The organism is Leptospira gomenensis (genome assembly GCF_004770155.1).
Lineage (GTDB): Bacteria > Spirochaetota > Leptospiria > Leptospirales > Leptospiraceae > Leptospira > Leptospira gomenensis.
On sequence record NZ_RQFA01000026.1, the window covers coordinates 180,617 to 197,545 of the forward strand.

Consider the following 16,929-nt stretch of genomic DNA (forward strand, 5'->3'; position numbering starts at 1 on the left):
CAATTGTTGTCAAAAAAAGTATTTATTGTCGATTTATGTTTTGGAAGAAATTGACTTACTTCTTCTCCTTCCTATTCTTATGTCACGGCATAAGCGCGTATCAGGAGGACGGACATTTTTATACGGTTCAAACCGTCCTGAACAATTTTCACACTCCTTCGCCTCTTACGAAAGAGGAGACGGCGCTCGTCGCGTTTTGCGCCCAACTTCCGGACGAAGTTCCGGAACTCGATGCGATTTCAGTATATCGGAAATTGGCTTTCGGACATCCGCTCCAGTTTTTGCTCTGGGTTTTTGCGGATCGCGGATCCGGAGACGTTTTGGGAAGAATGGCGGAGGTCCAACAACTTCTGCACGGTTTGACCGGCGGCAATAGCGAACATTTACGGAAAGTCGCGTTGGAGACGTTGGATCATCTTCGAAGAGAACTCACTTCCAAAAAGGAAAAACAACCCGAAAAACTTTGTGCGCTCGGCTTCGCCTTTCATTTATTAGGCGATTCCTTCGCTCATCGCAAACTTTCCAATCCCAAAAAGATGTATCCCACGGGTAGGGGACACGCTTCCGACATGACGCTTCCGGATCAGCCCGTTCACAGCGATAGTCGCGTCACGGAATGGGAAAATTACGCCAAGGGAATTCCGAACCTATTCCGTTCCAACTTAAAGGACGTCGTGATCCGGGACGATTTTCCGAAAGTGCGAGAACTTACCGGAGACAATAATCCTTGGCACTGCATCTTCGGCACAAAGTGCGAAGATAATATGAGGAAAATCTTATTGAATCGTCTTCGCGAATCGGATTCATTTCCTAAATACGATCCCATTCAGAAGGAACGTTATCCGGCATCGAACTGTCAAGGTTATGTGGAGAAGGTGGTTGAATCCAGAGATATCCCGTTTACTCCGAATTGCGAAAAATCCTGGAAGATCTACAAAACAGTTTCCATGGAGATTTGGAAACGGCTCGGGTATTTTCAGGATACTACTTCGCGTAAACAGATCGAGCTCTACGAGGGGGACGGTTTATGGCAGAATCAATAAGCGACGAGAATCCCCGGAAAAAAAGAAAGAGGAAGGTGAAACGGAAATCCATCCTCGGAGAAGTGTTCATCGTTTTTGCGGGACTTCCGATACTTCTGATTTGGGTTTGGTTTAGAACCTTCGTCTGTTGGGGACGTTTGGGTTTTTTCGGAGAACTTTTTTGTAGGGTTTCCGGAATCATCAAACCGATCCTTTTGGTTTCGACCTTAGTTCTTTTGGTTCTTTGTCTTGTGGATCTTCACAAGTTGGGAGACGAACTCGAAGATCTTCCCAAGTGGTCGATGAAGAGAAGTTATCGCGGTTTTCGTTCTTTGGAAAATTGGGATAAGTTCCATGTTCTGTTTTCATTCGTTTCCTTTTTGGGAGCTTTGATCATAGGAATTTATCTTCTTCGTCATTTCGAATTTAGTTTATTTTAATATATTTATAGAATTTTCGGGGTTGTCATGAAAAAATACGAAGCTGTCGTGATAGGAACCGGTTTCGGCGGAGCCGTTAACGGTTGTAGGCTGAGCAAAAAATGGCCGGGACAAGTCTTGGTTTTGGAGCGCGGTAAACGCTATCCGATGGGCTCCTTTCCCCGTTCTCCGCACGCCATGTCCAAAAATTTTTGGAACGTCCCCGAAGAGAACAGTAGGGTCCGTCCTAAAAAACTTTCCAAACTGAATCAGACTGGTTTGTTCGATATTAGGAATTATCCGCACATGGACGTGGTTCTTTCCGCGGGATTGGGCGGAGGTTCCCTGATTTATGCGAACGTTTTTTTGGAGCCGCCCGATCATATCTTCGATGATCGTTGGCCCGCCAACGTCAAAAAAAAGTCTCTTTCACCCTATTATAAAATTGTAAAAGAGGTTTTGGGTTCTAGACCGATTCCGCAAAACTCGGATCCCCGTAGGCGGATCGTCCGTACGGAGTTGTTTCAAAAATTCGCCAAAGCGGCGGGAAGAGAATCGAAATTGGCGGATATCAACGTCTTTTTCGGCAACGATTTCAAAAAACCTACACCGATCGGGCTTCAGGAAAAAAACCGATACGGAGCGGTTCAGACATCCTGCGTTTACTGCGCCGAATGCGACGTAGGTTGTAACACACATTCCAAAAACACGTTGGACCTCAATTATCTTTTCGTAGCGGAGAACAAATACAGGGCGGACATACGCACCGAACACCTGGTCGATCGGATCGTACCTTTGGCTCCCGATGGAAGCGACGATCCTTCCTTCCACGGCGAACACGGTTACAGAGTATATTATAGAAATCTAAATTCCGAAAACCGGGAATTCGAATCCGCGGTGACGAAACGTGTGATTATTTCGGCGGGGACGTTGGGAAGTACGGAACTTCTTCTGAAATGCAAACAACAATTTAAAACTTTACCGGATGTATCCGATCATTTGGGAAAACAGTTTTCTGGTAACGGGGACTTTCTTTCCTTTGCGACGCAGGGAAAGGAACCCGCGGATCCTAATTACGGACCGATCATAACGCAGTATACGGATTACAATCTGTTTAAGAATTTCGACCCGCAACGGGCCTTCGTTTTGGAGGACGCGAGTTATCCGGTTTTCGCTTCGTATTTCACCGAGGCGGCCATCCCTTGGTTTTTGAGGATCGGATTTTTCTTTCATACGATCGTCGAGCTGTGCAAACGTTTTTTCTCGGGAAAAATTTTCGGAAAAGTGGGTTATCTTTTCAGCGAGTTGATGAAAGGCGACGTTTCCTATACGACCGCGGTTTTGCTTTGTATGGGAATCGATCGCGCGGACGGAGAAATGGTTTTGGATCGCAAACGCGGTCTGCAAGTGGTATGGCCCCAGAAAAACAGCATGCCTTTGTACGAAAGCATTTTAGGAGTCACCAAACGTTTCGCAGCGTTCATCAAAGCAAGAACTCATTTTGCGTTGCCGACTTGGGCGTGGCCGATTCGCAACAACGTTTCGGTGCATCCCTTAGGGGGTTGTATTCTCGGAACTTCCAAAACGAATTCGGTCACATCCTCGGACCCGAAAACGTTCGGTCAGGTTTTTTCATACCAAGGACTTTACGTTGCGGACGGAAGTTTGTCTCCTACCGCCATCGGAGCCAATCCTTCGATGACGATCGCCGCTTTGTCCGAACGCGTTGCGGAAGGAATTACAGGGATCAAACCCACGGCGAAATTGTAAAATCGGCCGACGGATAAGTTGTAATAAAAAACACGATTCTGCGGGCGAAATGAAAACAAGTGAAACTATTAAGGCAAAAATATTCGTCTAACACTGCCTGCAGTGAAAACCGTATAAAAAAATCGTTTTTAGGTTTATTATGAATAGTACGACCGAATCCACCAAAGACACTCTCGAGCTGATACGACCTTATCTTCCTTCCGGAATCGTACGAAGGTTGGCGGATGCGAACGAATCCAAACTGCAAAGGTCGCAGTCGTTCCAAGGGGCCGTCCTTTTTTTCGACGTGGTCGGGTTCACGCCTACGACACTCGCTCTCGCCGCCAAGGGGACGCGCGGGATCGACGTTTTACAAACCGTCCTTTCCAATTATTATACAGCGCTGTTAAAACATCTCAGTCATTGGGGCGGGGCCGTTTACCAGTTCGCGGGAGATTCCGTTCTTGTAAGTTTCGAAAAAAAGGAAAATGAAACGGACGCGGAAGCCGCTTTGCGCGTCGCGAATTGTGCATTAGGAATTTTTAATTCGATTTCCGAGTTCAGTTCCAACCGTCTTTTGGAGGAGGAAGTAAATCTTCCGGCGAGGGTAGGTCTGGCTTACGGTGAATTTCAGGAATTCATATTGGGAGAACCGAGCCGTTTCCTTCGAGCTGTCATCGCGGGAACTCCCGTGGACGAATGTATCGCAGCCGAAAAGTTGGCTTCCGGAGGAGAAATCATTCTCAGTGCTGGTCTTTGGAATCTTTTGTCCTCGGAGTCGAGGATGGGAGAAGCGGTCGGAGAAGGTTTTTATCGTCTGACCGATTGCGAACGAATCGAAAATACGATCTCTCCTCCTTCTCGGGAAGAAGGGGAACGGATTTCCACGGAGCGTTTTTTCAAACGATGCAGGCGTTTTATCGTACCCGAATTGTATCAAAGAGCGACTAACGTTCATCGCGCGTTTTCAGGGGATTATCGGGAAGTTGCGGCCGTGTTCGTCCACATCGATTCGCCTTTGGAATCGAATACGGATTCCAAAAACTTCAACGACTTTTTCGTATACGTTCAGGAAGCGGCCGCCTCCTTTTCCGGAACGTTCGTTCTTACGGATTTGTCCGATAAGGGCGGTTTGTTTCTGATTCTTTTCGGGGCTCCTGCCGCTCTCGAAAACAAGGAGGCGTTGGCCGCCCGTTTTGCGATCCGGGTTTCGGAAGCCTCCTCCAATTTTTCCGCGGCCAAAAATCTTCAGGTGGGAATTTCGACGGGAATGGCGTATTGCGGGGATTTAGGCGCGCCGTTTCGAAAAGATTTTACGGCCATCGGAGAAATGATGAACATCGCCGCGCGTCTCGCAACGCTGCCCGGTCGAACCGGAATCCTCATCGATTCGCAGACGAAAACGAAATTAGGAAAGAATTTTTCGATCCACGAGCTCGGCGAAATCGAACTCAAAGGGGTTTCCGGAGCCAAAAAGGTTTTCCAACTCGCTTCCGAACAAAAAAATATTCCCGGTCTTTTGATTCAATATCGCGATCCGATGATCGGTAGAAAGGAAGAGATCGATCGCCTGCATCGTATGCTCGATCGTTCCGTAGAAAAACACGGAGTCGTCTGCAGAATCATCGCCGACGCCGGTTTGGGAAAGTCCAGACTTACCAATACGTTCATCGATCAGGCCTACGATCGCGACGTTGAAATTCTAATAGGTTATTGTTATCCGTACGAAAAATTCACTCCGTTTTATCCGTGGAAGGAATTGCTCAGTCTTTTTCTGGGAATTTTCGAAGAGGACTCGGTTGAGGTCCGCGTAGGAAAGGCGGAAAAGGCTTTGGAAAATCTGCAGTCATTCGACATGGCGTGGGCCAAAGCGTTAGTCGCGTTGATGGGAGTTCCCGTCGAAGAGGACACGCTCACGAGAGAGATCGATCGTAAACAGAAAAACGAAAGATTGTTCGAGATCATCCTCTCTTTGCTCGAGGAACGCTCCTCGAAAAAACCTCTTCTGTTGATCTTCGAAGACGTTCACTGGATCGACGAACTTTCCAGTCGTCTTTTGGAAAAACTCGCCTCCCGTTTGCCTTCGATGAAATCCATGCTCGTTCTCGTTTCCAGACCCGAAGGACAATTCGGAGAAGAGGCCGTTTCCGCCGACGAAGAATTGATCCGACTCAAGGAGTTCAAACCGGAGGAAGCGCGCGATTTTCTCATCCACAAATTTCAGATGGATCGGAATCAGGACGAGTTTATGGATCAGATTCTCACGAGATCCAGCGGTAACCCTTTCTTTTTGGAATCCATCGTACACAACCTGATCGAAGAAGGTACGTTAAAACGACTGGAAGACGGGACGTTGTCTCCCGCGGATACGAACCGCGATATACAAATTCCCAACACGCTTAACGACGTTCTACTCGCAAGGGTGGATCGTCTCCAGGAACGGGAAAAGATCGTATTAAAGACCGCTTCCGTAATCGGCAGATTGATCAACGTTGAAACGCTCAATCATCTTCTTCCGGTGGAGTTCCGTTCCGAAATCCAGAATATTCTCCAAAGCCTGGAAGGTTTGGATCTTACTCCGTTGGAAATCACGGATCCTTTGACGTATATCTTCAAACATATCGTGATACGAGACATCGTCTACAATACTCTACTGCATTCCACACGAGAGGACCTTCACAGAAGGATCGCGTTCTTCATCGAAAAAGAGAACGAGAATAACGTCACCGAAATGGCGGATATACTTTCGTTCCATTATCAACAATGTTCCGATTTTGAAAGAGCAGCCAAGTATTCCCTGATGGCGGCCCGTAAAGCGAGAAGCAAATACGCAAACCGCGATGCGATTTATCACTACTCCAAAACCTTGGAGTTGATCGCCGAATTCGAAAAGGACAAAAGCGAAACGTATTACGAAATCAAACTGGAGCTCGCGCACGTTCATCGTCAGCTCGGTCAGTATTCAGTCGCCGAAGTTCTATTTAAGGAATGTCTGGAAAATAAATCCAATCTGAATCTTATCCGTTCCTACACCGGACTGGGGCAGGTGTATCAGGAACAGGACGATATTCCCCGGGCGATGGAAACCTTGGAGAAGGCGTTGAAGATCACCGGCATTCGCGCTCCCGGAAGTAGACCGGATACGATTTTCAAAATCGTATTACAACTTCCTTTTGTGATTCGTTTCGCCTTGTTGGGTTCCTCTTACACTTCGGACAATAAGGCGGAACGGTTACGGCTGCGTTGTCTGGTCTTGGTTACTTTGGCGAAAATGTATATCATGAAGGACATAAAAAAATTCGGATGGTCGGTGTTCACGCAATACAACGCGACACAGAGATTCGACGATCCTGTTCGTCAGTCATTGGCGGAATGTGCGCTCGGTCAGGTTTTCGTGGGAATGAATCTTTTCGGACCTTCGAAACATTTTTTGACCAAAGGCGGAGAACTCGCCGAAAAGACGGGTGATCCTTATGCGCGCGCGATCAGTCTTTTGGTCCGAGGTCTTTATTATATGATGTTGAACCGTCCCGATCAAGGACTTCCGTATCTTCAAGATTCGATTTCCATTTATCGTCAAGTGGGAGAAAAGTGGGATCTGCTTTCCGCGCTTTCTTCGGGCGGATTTTTGTATTACTTCCAATCCGATTTCAGAACCGCGAAAAAATACTTCGACGACATCGGAGAGATCGCGAGCGATCTCGGTGCGCAACTTCAGCTACGTTGGACGAGGATCTGGTCCCCTTATTTCGGTTATCTTTTGGGCGAATTCGATCCGTTGGAATTGGAAAAACGTCTTTTGATCGAGGTCGAACGAGCCTCGTTGGAAAACGACGTTATGAACGAACTTTCCACGATCAATAAACTTCTCAAACTGGCGATTCTGGAAGGATGGCCGGAAAAGGCGGCGTATTGGTCTAAACGCAGTTATGCGGGATTCTTGAAGTGCGAAGTGAAATTTCCGCAGCTACAGATCGGAAACGTTTATCTCGCCGAAGCGGCGTTATACGCTCAAAGGAACACCGGCGATAAAAGTCTGAACAAGATCATCGATTACGGATTAAAAAACGGGCTGAAACTCGGAAAATCCCTTCCGTATCTTTACGGTCCTTCGCTCGTATTGAAGGGCAAATTGTCGTTTTATTCCGGCAAACGCAAAAAAGCGGAAGCCCTTTTTAAGGAAGCGGAATCTTTCCTTTCCACCACACAAAACCGTTGGGAATACGCTACTGCGTTGTATGAAATCGGCGAATTGTTGCAGGATGGAGAACGTATTTCCGCCGCGGAAAAAATCTTCCTAGACTTAGGGGCAAAAGCGGATCTGAAACGATTGCGGGAAAACGGATCCGTTTCGCATAACGTATAACCTCGGCGGTTTATCGTCGTTGGAACGGTCGGAGCGGCGGGGGATGCGGGAGGGGAATCGGTTGATCGGTCCGCCGGTTTGCAAGAACCCGAGTCCGCTTTTGTAAGCCGAAGCGGTGAAGCCGAGTAAGATCGGAGGGAATATGCTTGTTTCGAAAGCAAAATCTAAGTTATACGATTGTCAGGGTTAAACTACAATAACATCATCGTTTCCACCGAGTCGATTTCGACATCGGATACGTTTTTCTTTTTATCCGTTAACTTTTTAAAACAATACTCTATAAATTTGAAATCGAAAATCATCGTTTCAGTTTCGTAAAAATCTGGAATAAAACATTTGGTTCGAATCGTTTTTGCTAAATCTTTATCTTGAGCAAAATTTCCGAAAAGGTCGTTAACGTTCAATTTCCTAAAGTGATACTAATGGGAACGGACCTGGATAGAACCCGGCATCTATCATTTAACTCCGTATTCGATCGATCTATCGCCTAACATAATTGATGCGAACAAGATGCCGAAACTTTGAGGAATAAATAGAAAATTTAAATTCGTTCGCTCCCTTGCGCCTCCAAAACGAACCGGAGATTCACGTCTTCCGGTTTCCTACTTGGCTTTTTTTCCCGCAAAAAAGGCGATCGCTCCGATTACGTAGAGTTCGTAGTCCTTGAAATTCTCCTTAAGTGCCGCTTCTAGATCGGGTAACGTGTCTTCCGTATTGTGGAACACGCCTTTCCGATTCAAATTTTTCATTCCTTTTCTGGAAAGAAGGTGAGTCTGACCGAGATCGTGTAATCCGGTCGCTCCGAAAATGACCCCTTCCGGTTTGCGTATCTTGAGAAGATTTTGAAACGCGACGGAAGCCTTTTTTCGTATCGCGCCGGGAACACAATGAAAAAGAAAACTCATTCCGATCGAATCGAATTTTTCCTTGGTCTGAATCGGTTCCAGAATATTCGCGCGATACGCGTTGAGCTGCCCGGCGATTCCCGCGAGTCTTCGTTTAGATTCGATGAGGCTGTTCGGATTCAGATCCATAACGGAGATGGAGGGTTTTTCCACGGGGAACTTCGCCTTTTGCAGAAGATATCCGGTTCCCACTCCGATGTCGAGATGGTTTCCGCTCAAATACTTATTGTATAAATCAACCATGTTCTGCGGAGGACAACGCCATAACCAGCGGCTGATGATATGCAATACGATAAGATCGTAAACTCTAAGAAAACTACTCGTATAAACCTGTTGTCCCGCGATCACTTCCTTGCTGTATTGGTTTTCGGATAATCCAAGGTCGATATAGAGTTGATCTTGCTGCATTTTTCTTTCCTTTTCGAGCCCTTTTCGTGTGAACGGACGGAGTGTTATTTTACGGAATTCTTAATTAGTTTTATTTTAAAATAAAAAAGAATCAAGAATTCATAATTCATTATTCTTGAATATAATAAAACTTTGTCCATTCATTTGCGGAATTCGAATCAAAGCCGCGGCCGAACTCCTTTATCTTCTTATAATCCGGCACAAATCGAGGCCGCCGTATGTTCGGCTACTGCGGAGATGGTCATTACGGGATGGAAGCCGATGGAAGAAGGAATTACCGAGCCGTCCGCGATGAACAAATTCTTATAACCGAACACCTCTCCCGTTTCTGAAACGACACCTTTGTCGGGATTGGAAGCAAGAGTGCAGCCGCCCAAGGAGTGGACCGAAAGAATTCGATTGAACAAAAGAAACGTCGCGAGAGGACCGAACTGCCCGCCGTAAGCGTCCCCCACCTGTTGCATCGATGCCGTCATATTCTGAATCAATGTTTTGTTTTCTTTCGAATAGTTCCAGCGTATGTCGATGTTCTTTCCGCAGCGTACGATTCTTCCGTTGGCATTGTCCCTTCCTATGGCGAAAAGATTGGTCATATATTTCGGATCTCCTGCGCCCGGCGCTCCGGGAGGAAGAGGTTTGGAAAGTAATCCTTTTTTGAATACGAAAGGAAGGATCCATTCCAGACTTTTCCAAAAAATCGGTCCGATCAAACGAAGAAACCAATTCGGTTTTGCGATTCCCAAGGAAGCCAATACCGCCATCACCGGTTCGTTGAACGTAGGCGCGGCCATCGTGAATTGGAATCCTTTCGGAAAATAATTGATCACCGTGGTTACGTCCGGTCCGTCCCAAGGTTTAAGATCCGTTTTACTCGATTCGATTCCGCCTAAAAAATCCCCGTTGCCCGAATAACCTTTGCCCAGATGTCTGCTGATGTCGGGAAGCGTTTTGTAACGATCTCTACTGTTGAAAAGAATTCGATGCGTTCCTAACGTGCCGGCGGAAAGAACCACACGTTTGGCGAAAACCGAACGTGTTTCCCCCGTTTCGGTATTTTCGTAATATACGACGTATCCTTCACGTTTGTCCGGAGCGATATGGGTCACGTTGGAGTCGGTTTGGAATACCGCTCCGTTTTTTTGTGCGTCCGCAATATAATTAAAATCTAATGTATTTTTCGCACCGTGGTTGCACCCGAATTCGCATTCCGCACAACGTTGACACGCCGATTGACCAGGCCTCGCCGCTTTCAACCAGCTTACGGCCTCGTCCGGATCGAAAAAGGAATGTTGGTTCAATTCGGCGGCTGCTTTGAATTTGTTTCTTTTGGGAAGATCCCATTCTGCGGGAACCGGTTTTACGTCCAACTTCGTCGCAACCTTATCGTAGAAAGGATCCAGATATTTTCTGTTGAAGGGCGCAGGCCAGCGAGGATCGTCGAAAACCGCCTGGTCCGGTCGAATGTGGATATTCGCGTATATCAACGAACCTCCACCTAACCCCGATGCGGTGACTGTACCCAGTCCGCTGAAAAAGTTGAGTTCGTACAAGCCGAGGGATTTTCTTTTTTTGGGATATCTCCATAACAACCGATCCACGTTTCGCACGTCTCGTGGAAACGAACCCGGAGGATATTTCTTTCCCCTTTCCAAAACCAAAACCTTTTGTCCTTTTTCCGAAAGTCTTAGCGCGCTTATGGAGCCGCCGAAGCCGGAGCCGATTACGACGGCGTCGTAGTGTGAATTATTGTCAGACATCATTCCTTCCGTATGATAGTTTTTGAATACGTTTTTCGAATCGTACGCGAATCAGTAACGATTCAGCGCCTTTAGTATGAGCGGATATACGTCTTTCGAGGCGTTCTTTCCGAATATACAATCGATATGTCCGTAACCCGGTATGACGTGTCGTGTGTACTGATCCGGATTGAATCGGTTGATCAAAGTTTGATACGTTTGTTCGGTGCTTTCCGGAAGATAACACTGGTTTTCCGCGCCGTGAATAAACGTAATCGGTAAATTGAGCCGGTCCATGTGCGGAACGTAGACGTCCTCTTTTTCGGCGTTCACCACTTTGTGTGCCCGGATCATGTTCGAAAGGTGTTCGAACGCTTTTATGTTCGAAACGCCGAACATCTCGCCTAATCCGTATCGATACGTTTCCTCGTTCAGGTTGTCCAGTTTATAGAGGCTTCCGTATAAAAACGTGATCCTTCTACTTACTGGATTTACGTCGTGTGCAAAGAGTGATTGCGGTTGTAACGCGAGCACCGAGTTGAATAACTTATCGAGCCAATCGTCGTTCTCGTTCGTATAGGCGGTCATATCCTTGATTCCGATGGCGTCCAAAAGTTCCGCAGTATGCAACCCTACCTTGATGTCCATCGAGGTGGGAACTTCCACGTTAGCCGAAATTTGCGAAAGAACCACGGACCGAACTCCTTGTAATCCGGCCAGAAGCGCCATCGTAAACGTGGTAGCGCCGAAACAATGAGCCACAACTTGAATTTTATCCGCGCCGGTAAGCTCGCGCACTTTGTTTACGGCGGCGGGATAATCCTTCGTCGCGATCACGTCGCCTGAGTTGGGAAGAGGCGCGGAAGGAAGCGCTATCGAAGTCCTATAGTCGAAAAGCCAGATATCGTAACCGTTTTCGAAAAGATATTCGAGAAGATTGGTGTCGATCGTGTCGATGCTGAAGATCAGACTCGATACACCCAAACCGGGCGATAAAAGAACCGGACCTTTTTCTCCGCCCTTGTATCGTAATAAACGAAGTGTGGCCCCGTCTTCCGCGTTGAAGTAGTGCGTAACCGGCGGTGTGACGCGTAACGTGCGTTTGGTGCGCGGTCTTGCGTCCTTATCCCAAGGAACCACCGCGCTCGCAACACCTCCGTAAACGTCGTAAAGCGCTCCGGAGAAAAACGCACCGAACTTCGCCATACCTTTGATCGTATCGACCGCGGATTTAGAATTGATTACTTTCATCGTGGTCATCTGAACCGCGAAATCTTCCGGAAGAATGTGGAGAATTCCTTTTCCGTAAACCGGCGAAGAATCGGATTCTCCGTCGTAGATCGTGGTATAAAGCGTGCTCGTATCGCGCCAAATATTCAGAAGGCCGTCGTTTTGGATCCATTTCTCTCCGACGAAAAGAAATTTTTTTCCTTCTTCGGTTTGAAGAATCATACGATAGACCATGTTTCTTGTTTCGATCCGATCTTCTCTGTTGGTAAACAGTTGGAATTCTCCGTTCGTAACCGTAAGTATGTCCTTCGAAATGACCGGAGCTTTTACCGTGCCGAATAAAACCGCTTTGTGTTCCGGGTTATGGATCATTTCCTCCAGGTTTTCCCCGCGTATCGTAAGAAGAAATTCCACGGAAGAACCTTCGTCTTTTCCGATTTCGTATCCTCGTTCCGTACTTTCTTTGGAGCTCGTCGAAAAAAATCCTTTCATACATTCCGTGAATTCTATTCCCAACACGCTCGAATCCGAAACGTCCGAATCCTTAGGATGAGAAGGCAAACTGTAGTCGATCTTCAAACCTTTTTGAGCGACCAGTTTCGCGCACGCGCGTTCCGAAACGGCGCAGATCGTAAGAAGTGGATTGACTCCCAGAGAACGGGGAATCACGGAACCGTCCATGACGTATAAACCGGAGTAAACGGATTTGCCTGTTTTGCCGGAATAAACCTGACAATCCTCGTTTACTACTCCGGAGGAAGCGTCTTCTCCCATCGAACATCCGCCCAACGGATGAACCGAGATCAGATCCTGATCGGTCATTTTATTCCATACCGGATTTTTAATATACATTCCACCCAAAGGAATCGTCGCTTGTTTGAGTGTTTCGCTGATTTTTTGGAAGATGGCCCTTTTGCCGACGTTCGGCCAGGAGATGCGGAGCCGGTCGTCCTGCAAAAACATCCTGCCGTCTGCTCCGTCGTGCGCCATGACTAGATAGGTCTGCGTGTTTCGAATCGCTCCTCGATACGGGCCGAGTATAAAACTTAAGAATATTCTAATTTTCTGAATTACCCAATTCCAGAATCCCTTTCTCGTGTTCTCGCCGGTGAGTTTCGCTCCGAGCGCGAAAATTGCGGGTAATTGCGGGGATATCGCGCCAGGAATGGAACCTTCTTCGATGATCAATCCCTGATCCAACGGACTTCCTTTGCGGGTGTCGATTACACCCGTGATACAAGGTCCGACGGGAACTCGTCCTTTGGGATTTTTTTTGCCGAATCCGATTCCGTTTATCTTTTTGTCCCCGTTGTAGGAGAACCCCAGCATATCTCCGTTTCCGCTAAACCTAACTCCGAGCGAATCGGAAAGTTCCAGTCCGAGCGTTTTGGAGCGGAGAAGGATTTCCGTAGAACCGAGAGTTCCCGCGGAAAGGACGACCGTTTTCGCGCGAATGAACAATTCATCCTTACTAAACTTTTCCCGGTCGGTGCTCAGCGGAATAAAATGAACGAGCCAATCTTCGCCCTTTTTTTCGATCGAGTTGACCTTGACTTCGGTGAAAATTTCGGCGCCGAAATTCGCGGCATCCGGAAGATAATTCATCAGAGTCGTATTTTTGGAAGAGACGTTACATCCAGTCACACAATCTCCGCAGTTGTTACAGGCTTCCTGCGGAACTCCCACGTGATTCACTTTTGATTCTAAGGTTACGTTGATCGGAGTGCGATAAAATTCTCGGCCGATATAAGATGCGGAAGTTTTTAGAGCTTTATTTTTTTCTAATATTGGATACGTTTCGGGAAGAACGGCGGGGCGGAGCATTTCTTCCGCCAAAGAATAATAAGGATCGAGTCCGTGGTCCTTCGCCTCTTTCCGGATTGTTTGCGGCCAAACCGCGTCTTGAAAAACTTCCGGTACGGCCCTTAAACTTACGTTCGCGTTGATAAGCGAAGTGCCGCCCAAACCGCAACCCACCAGAACGTTGATGTCCTTGTTGAAGTGAAAATCGTACAAACCCGTTTTGGATCCGATATGTTTGTCCTCGAAGTTGGCCTGAACTTCTTTGATCGCGTCTATTTCCTTGTTGGGAAATTCCCCGGGACGTAGTTCCTTGCCTCTTTCCAAGAGACATACTTTCAAACCGGCTCTCGATAAACGCGACGCCGCGATTCCTCCGCCGTAACCGGATCCGATCACGATCACGTCATATTGGCTTTTGATTTTTTCAATGGGTTGGGAAATTTTCTTAATCAATGTTTTTGCCTGGGTTAAATTGGCAAAATATTTCCAAAAAAGGAAAATACTGCAAGAAAAATAAGGATGTAGGAAACGATTTCGGGAATAATTCCCGAAGAGGGCTCTTATTTGAGACTCCGTCTCGGCCGGAATCTTTCCGCGACGGAAGGGCCGCTCCGATCTTTGCTTGACGTTCTATCAGGAAATTCTAAAGTAGATTCGTAGTTCGCATATGATTGTTTGATTCAAATCTGAAATCCGTACCTAACCGATTTTCCCGATGAGGAAAAGGCCGGTTCGTAACTTGATAAAAATTCAGAAGGAATCAAATGTCTCAATCAAACTCAATTCTCATCTCCTACGGCTGGGATCCCGATCGATCCGTCGCAGAATCCGAAACAACTCTGGAACCCGGAAGGGTGATTTCCGTTTACGGAGAATATTCTAAAATCCTAATGCAAGACGGTGAACGACGGGGAATCGTTTCCGGAGTTCTTTCTTCCTCCGGCGAAAACCCAGTAACCGGCGATTGGGTCCTCGTTCGAAAGGTGGAAGGCGAAGATCTCTGCATCCTAGAGAAAATTCTTCCGAGAAAAACCTTTCTCAGACGAGCCAATCCAGGAAGACGCAACCAATCCCAAGCGATCGCGGCGAACATCGACCTTTTGCTCGTAGTGATGGGTTTGGACAACGATTTTAGTCCGAGAAGAATCGAACGTTATCTGTTCTTGGCGAAACTCAGCGGAGCCGAAGTCGGAATCATACTGAACAAAACGGATCTTTGTGAAGATCCGGAAATCAGGATATCGCAGATCCGAGCGATTGCGGGTAACGCGCCGGTGGAAGCCATTTCTGCGTTGGATTCACAACAAACCGAATCGATCCGAAAATTCGTACATCCGGGAAAGACCGTCGCTTTTTTGGGTTCGTCGGGCGCGGGAAAATCGACAATCATCAATTCTTTGTTAGGTGAAGAGATACAGAAAACCAATGAAGTCAAACGTTCCGACGGAACTGGACGACATACCACCACACATCGAGAATTGTTCCTTCTGCCGGAAGGCGGGATTTTAATGGACAATCCCGGTATCCGGGAAGTGGGATTGTTTTCGGACGGAGACGGTGACGGGATCGAAGAGATTTTTCCGGAAATCGCTTCGGCGGCTTTTAACTGTCGTTTCGGCGATTGTTCCCATTCCGGCGAACCCGGTTGTGGAGTTTCCGCCGCGGTAATATCCGGAGAAATTTCAGAAGAACGTTATGCGTCCTTTATAAAATTAGGAAGGGAATTGCAGGCGATAAAGGCTTTGAACGATCCGGAGGAGGCGAGAAAAAAAAAGCAAAAGGACAAACAGATGTCCAAGGCTCTTCAGAAAAGACTCAAGGATAAGGGGAGAATTTAAACTCCTATTTTCGATCAACTTTTTCGATCCGAAGTGTTGGCCGGGCATTCGCTCTAGGGTGCCCGGCTTTTTACATTTTGATTCGTTTTAGTCTTTTCGTTGCCATAGGAATTTTTTACAGAACATCCAGAATAAACCCGCGAATATACCTACGATAAACCAAGAAACGAATGTGCTAAATACCGAATAACGCAACACCCCGATCAGGATTTCGTTTTCGCTCATGGCGCCGTCCTCCATTCCGCACGTTCATCCGACGGTTTCGCCGAAGACTCGCCGAACCAACGGACGAAATTATATACGTAGGAAGCACGAAAGGAACTCATACCGTCCTCGAGACAGATTTTTTTTAGAACCAGATCGGCCTGTTTTCTGTACGACTTGAAATCCAGCTTTTTTTCGCGCATCAACTGATACAACGCGTCGTGTACGAGAGATCCCCTGATGAAGTTTTTCGTATCGTTTGTCGGACCGCTCGGTCCGTCCCAGGCGTAACCTGCTTCGATTCTGAGCCTTCCATCTCGTGAAATTTCCACGAAACTTTTTATGTCGGGATTTCCTATATTCAGATTCGTTTCTGTAGCAATTCCGGTAGGGAAAGTATAAGTTTTCAGAAGTTGATATTTATAGTTTTTGATGTTCTTATATAGAATCATATTCACTGATCCTCCTTGTGATCCGGTACGAAAGAAACGAATGATCGGATCATCCTCGTATCTTTCCTATACCAAAAAAATAGTTTATTATAATATTTGAATTTTTATTCTTTCGCAATTCGAATGTCGGCTTACCTTTTTTTATAGGGGCTTGTTTTCTTTTAAAAAGGCGCGGTATTTGTCCGCAAAGGCAAGGATTTCCTCCGGAGCGGGGATTAGTCCCCTTTTTTCCCTTTCCTTGTCTTCTCGATAAATTCCGCGTATTTCCTCGATCGGCAGTTTCCACGATTGTTCGACCGCTTTCACGTAACGTACTGTATTTCGAATTCCTTTTATCACGTCCGCCAGATGCTCCCTGTATACCGGCTTTCCGTTTTTCGAATTTTCATTTTTAAGAATATAAGAATATTGGAATGCGATATCCGTAAGGCTAAATCCGGATTCGTAAACCACCGCTCCCAAACGAGGAGAAAGGGATCTTCCCCTTCTGGACCGGATCGTTACGCCGTTGAAATTACTCCGTTTATACTGCGTCTTCCGGAGCGGAACTCCGGCGTTCGCTTCCGCCGCAATTTCGAACCGTGTCCGCTCGTTGAAAAGCGGTAAGCCGCTCATACGGTCCACTCCGATTTCGGATCGGAGGAGACCGCTTCCACGTCGTAGTCACGCGGCCGAATCCTTTCGAAGTACGGAATCATCTCGTGGAATTTCCTGCGTATACATTCCGCGCAGAGATCCGTTTGTTGTAATACGTTCCGATTTCCGCAATCGGGGCATGTTTTAGAGTCCGTATTCAT

Annotated in this window: 12 protein-coding genes; 5 read left to right on the plus strand and 7 right to left on the minus strand. The window is 47.0% G+C overall.

The features are described from left to right. Positions 1-35 precede the first annotated feature (35 nt). The 4 genes from EHQ17_RS05540 to EHQ17_RS05555 all read left to right on the plus strand — a co-directional run bounded on the left by EHQ17_RS05540 (position 36) and on the right by EHQ17_RS05555 (position 7,556). Entirely contained in the window at positions 36-1,043 is a 1,008-nt protein-coding gene (locus tag EHQ17_RS05540; RefSeq protein WP_135591275.1) for a hypothetical protein, read from the plus strand. Beyond that, positions 1,028-1,462 carry a hypothetical protein gene (locus EHQ17_RS05545; protein WP_135591273.1) on the plus strand — a complete coding sequence of 145 codons (435 nt, stop codon included), beginning with the start codon at positions 1,028-1,030 and terminating at the stop codon, positions 1,460-1,462. Before EHQ17_RS05540 ends, EHQ17_RS05545 begins: the two co-directional genes overlap by 16 nt. Before the next feature lie 27 nt (positions 1,463-1,489). Further along, entirely contained in the window at positions 1,490-3,211 is a 1,722-nt protein-coding gene (locus EHQ17_RS05550) for a GMC oxidoreductase (protein WP_135591271.1), read from the plus strand. Between the two features lie 139 nt (positions 3,212-3,350). Then, the gene (locus tag EHQ17_RS05555; protein WP_135591269.1) at positions 3,351-7,556 is read left to right on the plus strand and encodes an AAA family ATPase; all 4,206 of its coding nucleotides are present in this window, start codon (positions 3,351-3,353) and stop codon (positions 7,554-7,556) included. Positions 7,557-8,158: 602 nt separating this feature from the next. Here EHQ17_RS05555 and EHQ17_RS05560 read toward each other — a convergent pair. The 3 genes from EHQ17_RS05560 to EHQ17_RS05570 form a co-directional block, all read right to left on the minus strand. Further along, a complete protein-coding gene (locus tag EHQ17_RS05560) occupies positions 8,159-8,869 on the minus strand; it encodes a class I SAM-dependent methyltransferase (RefSeq protein ID WP_135591267.1) in 711 nt (236 codons plus the stop codon). A gap of 188 nt (positions 8,870-9,057) precedes the next feature. Further along, entirely contained in the window at positions 9,058-10,626 is a 1,569-nt protein-coding gene (locus EHQ17_RS05565) for a GMC family oxidoreductase N-terminal domain-containing protein (RefSeq protein ID WP_135591265.1), read from the minus strand. 51 nt (positions 10,627-10,677) lie between these two features. After that, the gene (locus EHQ17_RS05570; protein ID WP_135591263.1) at positions 10,678-14,091 is read right to left on the minus strand and encodes an alpha/beta fold hydrolase; all 3,414 of its coding nucleotides are present in this window, start codon (positions 14,089-14,091) and stop codon (positions 10,678-10,680) included. A 311-nt stretch (positions 14,092-14,402) separates the two neighbouring features. Between EHQ17_RS05570 and rsgA the strand changes: the two genes are divergently transcribed. Beyond that, complete coding sequence (gene rsgA / locus EHQ17_RS05575) at positions 14,403-15,476, plus strand: ribosome small subunit-dependent GTPase A (RefSeq protein WP_135591261.1); 1,074 nt, start codon at positions 14,403-14,405, stop codon at positions 15,474-15,476. A gap of 87 nt (positions 15,477-15,563) precedes the next feature. On the opposite strand, the gene EHQ17_RS19750 is transcribed toward rsgA, so the two are convergent. The 4 genes from EHQ17_RS19750 to EHQ17_RS05590 form a co-directional block, all read right to left on the minus strand. Further along, positions 15,564-15,701 (minus strand): hypothetical protein, encoded by a 138-nt coding sequence (locus EHQ17_RS19750; protein ID WP_167881130.1) that lies wholly within the window; start codon positions 15,699-15,701, stop codon positions 15,564-15,566. Further along, positions 15,698-16,138, minus strand: coding sequence for a hypothetical protein (locus tag EHQ17_RS05580; RefSeq protein ID WP_135591259.1), 441 nt, complete (start codon positions 16,136-16,138; stop codon positions 15,698-15,700). The genes EHQ17_RS19750 and EHQ17_RS05580 overlap by 4 nt, the downstream gene beginning before the upstream one ends. A 135-nt stretch (positions 16,139-16,273) precedes the next feature. Further along, a complete protein-coding gene (locus EHQ17_RS20375) occupies positions 16,274-16,747 on the minus strand; it encodes a hypothetical protein (protein ID WP_425460679.1) in 474 nt (157 codons plus the stop codon). Then, positions 16,744-16,929, minus strand: coding sequence for a hypothetical protein (locus EHQ17_RS05590; RefSeq protein ID WP_135591258.1), 186 nt, complete (start codon positions 16,927-16,929; stop codon positions 16,744-16,746). The genes EHQ17_RS20375 and EHQ17_RS05590 overlap by 4 nt, the downstream gene beginning before the upstream one ends.

Coding starts and splice junctions, on each gene's coding strand:
- rsgA (WP_135591261.1), top strand. CDS start 14,403: ATGTCTCAATCAAACTCAATTCTCATCTCCTACGGCTGGGATCCCGAT.
- EHQ17_RS05550 (WP_135591271.1), top strand. CDS start 1,490: ATGAAAAAATACGAAGCTGTCGTGATAGGAACCGGTTTCGGCGGAGCC.
- EHQ17_RS20375 (WP_425460679.1), bottom strand. CDS start 16,747: ATGAGCGGCTTACCGCTTTTCAACGAGCGGACACGGTTCGAAATTGCG.
- EHQ17_RS05590 (WP_135591258.1), bottom strand. CDS start 16,929: ATGAATACGGACTCTAAAACATGCCCCGATTGCGGAAATCGGAACGTA.
- EHQ17_RS05560 (WP_135591267.1), bottom strand. CDS start 8,869: ATGCAGCAAGATCAACTCTATATCGACCTTGGATTATCCGAAAACCAA.
- EHQ17_RS19750 (WP_167881130.1), bottom strand. CDS start 15,701: ATGAGCGAAAACGAAATCCTGATCGGGGTGTTGCGTTATTCGGTATTT.
- EHQ17_RS05540 (WP_135591275.1), top strand. CDS start 36: ATGTTTTGGAAGAAATTGACTTACTTCTTCTCCTTCCTATTCTTATGT.
- EHQ17_RS05565 (WP_135591265.1), bottom strand. CDS start 10,626: ATGTCTGACAATAATTCACACTACGACGCCGTCGTAATCGGCTCCGGC.
- EHQ17_RS05545 (WP_135591273.1), top strand. CDS start 1,028: ATGGCAGAATCAATAAGCGACGAGAATCCCCGGAAAAAAAGAAAGAGG.
- EHQ17_RS05555 (WP_135591269.1), top strand. CDS start 3,351: ATGAATAGTACGACCGAATCCACCAAAGACACTCTCGAGCTGATACGA.